1 protein-coding gene is annotated in these 2,438 nt (G+C 67.2%); it reads left to right on the top strand.

The window, feature by feature from the left end; all coding sequences use genetic code 11:
• On the top strand, positions 1–2,340 hold a 2,340-nt coding region (gene fxsT / locus DMB66_RS58630; protein ID WP_148112929.1), incomplete at its 5' end, for an FxSxx-COOH system tetratricopeptide repeat protein.
• Positions 2,341–2,438 lie beyond the last annotated feature (98 nt).

Here is a 2,438-nt window from a genome sequence, read left to right as displayed (position 1 = left end):
CTCGCGGTGGAATACGCCTACCGTTTCGCCGACCGCTACGACCTGGTCTGGTGGATCCCGTCCGAGCAGCAGTCCCTCGTCCTGCAGTCCCTGGTCGACCTGGGCCGCGTCCTCGGTGTGCCGGTAACCGAGGACCTGATGCAGGCGTCCTCCCTGGTGATCGACGCCCTGAGCTCGACCAGCCTGCGCTGGCTGCTGGTCTACGACAATGCGACGGAGCCCGACGACATCTCGTCGCTGATTCCCTCGAGCGGCGGACACGTCATCCTCACCTCCCGAAACCAGACGTGGTCAAACGTCTGGGGCGCCATCGAGGTCAACATCTTCGAACGCCAGGAGAGCGTGACGCTGGTCCGCAAGCGCGGCACCGACATCTCATTCGCCGACGCGGACCGCCTCGCGGAGCGACTCGGCGACCTCCCGCTCGCCCTCGACCAGGCTGCCTCCTGGCAGACCGCGACGGGCATGCCGGTCCCGGAATATCTCGAGCTCCTCGACGAACACCTGAGCGAGCTGCTCAACGAGGGCAACCCCACGGCATACCCCACGACCATCGCGGCGCTGGTCAAGCTCGCCTACCAGCGGCTGATCCGCGACGCGCCGGCGGCGGGCCAGCTGTTGGAGATGTTCGCGTTCTTCGGCGCCGAGCCGATCTCTGTCGACTTGCTGCGTCGCGGCAAGGACGCCGGGCTCTCGGCGCCGCTCGGACCCGCCTTGCGCGATCCCATCCCGCTCGGTCGCACGGTCCGCGACCTGCGCAAGTACGGCCTCGCCAAGGTCGACGCGGAGAGCCGCATCCAGGTGCACCGCCTCTTCCAGCTGGTGATGCGCGACGAGCTGACCCCGGAACAGACGGTGCAGAGCCGGTCCAACGTGCAACGCCTCCTGGCGGCCGCCAATCCGGGTTTTCCCGACGACGAGCAAACGAGCCGCACGCATGCGGAAGTAGGCCCGCATGTGCAGCCCGCCGGCCTGATCCACGCCGACTTCGAGGACGGCCGCCGAGTCGTCCTCGACCAGATTCGTTACCTGTGGGTGATCGGCGACTACGAGGGATCCCGCCGGCTCGGCGAGGAGGCCCTCGGCGTCTGGGCGGAGCCGTCCGACGCTCCCGACATCGGGCCGGACGGCGAGCTGACGCTGCTGGCGAGCCGACACCTCGCCAACGCGCTGCTGTCGCTGGGCATCAACGAGCGGGCACAGGAGCTGGCTGAAAACACATTGCTGCGGTTTCAAAACAGCGAACGTTTCGGACCGAACCACGAGCACACGCTGTTGTCCGCCAAGACGGTCACTCCCTTGCGGCGGGTGGCCGGGGATCTCGAAAAGGCCTTGGAGCTCGACACCGACACCGTTCAACGCGCTGAGTCGGTCTTCAGTGCTGCCGATCCGGAAACGCTGAACATCCGCGGCAACCTCGCCGTCAACCTCCGGATGCTGAGCCGCTTCACCGAGGCCTACAGCATCGATGAAGCGATCGTGCGCGCCTGGGAGGAGACGGTTTCCGAGCAAAACCGGCATCTCCTCTTCGCCCAGTCGAATCTCGCTCGTGACCTGTACGGACTCGGCCGTTACGACGAAGCGCTCGCGCTACAACGGCGGGTGCTACCACCCTTCCGACGTGTCATGCGCAACCCGAAGCACCCGCATATCCTCTGGGCCGCACGCACACTGGCGATAGCGCTGCGCAAGACCGGGCAGTACGCCGAAGCACTGCACGAGGCTCGGGAGAACTACCGAGACTGCTCGGCACGCTACCGCGCCGACCACGAGCACTCGCTCGCGGCGACCATGACCTACGCGAACACGCTGCGCGTGGTCGGCCAACTCCGCGAGGCCCGCTCACTGGCCACTGACGCCCTGTCTCGGTACGGGCGCACGTTCGGCGACCAACACCCGCTGTATCTCACGGCGGCCATCAACGTCGCCGTGATTCTTCGTGCGCTCGGTGATCTCGACGGCGCGCGGCAGTTGGACGAAACGACCCATCGGGTGATGGTCGAGAGGATCGGCGCCGAGCACGGATACACGCTGTGCGCGGCGAACAATCTCGCCAACGACTTGGCGCTGGCGCACGACCACGCCGGCGCCCGCCGCTTGTCCACTGAGACCCTGAACATCTCCCGCAGTTCGCGGGGTCTCGACCACCCGTACACCCTGCTCTGCGCCGTCAACGCGGCGTTCGACCTGATCGCCGACGGCGAGACGGAACGAGGCAGAGAGGACCTTGCGGCGGCCGTGGCAGCGCTCAGCGCCCGGCTCGGCCCGGAGCATCCCGAGACCCTGGACGTCCGGCGCGGCGTTCGCGCGGAGTGCGATATCGAGCCGCCGCCGACCTGATCGACTTCAACTTCCTACGGGCTGTTGCTGAACGCGGCGTATTGCTGGGSSGTCTCCAGGTCGTCGATGACTCGTTGGATCGCGCAGGTGAGGGCCGA

The sequence above is a fragment of the Actinoplanes sp. ATCC 53533 genome (genome assembly GCF_003947245.1).
Note: the sequence above shows the minus strand (reverse complement) of the source record. Positions and strands in the feature narration are given on the sequence as shown.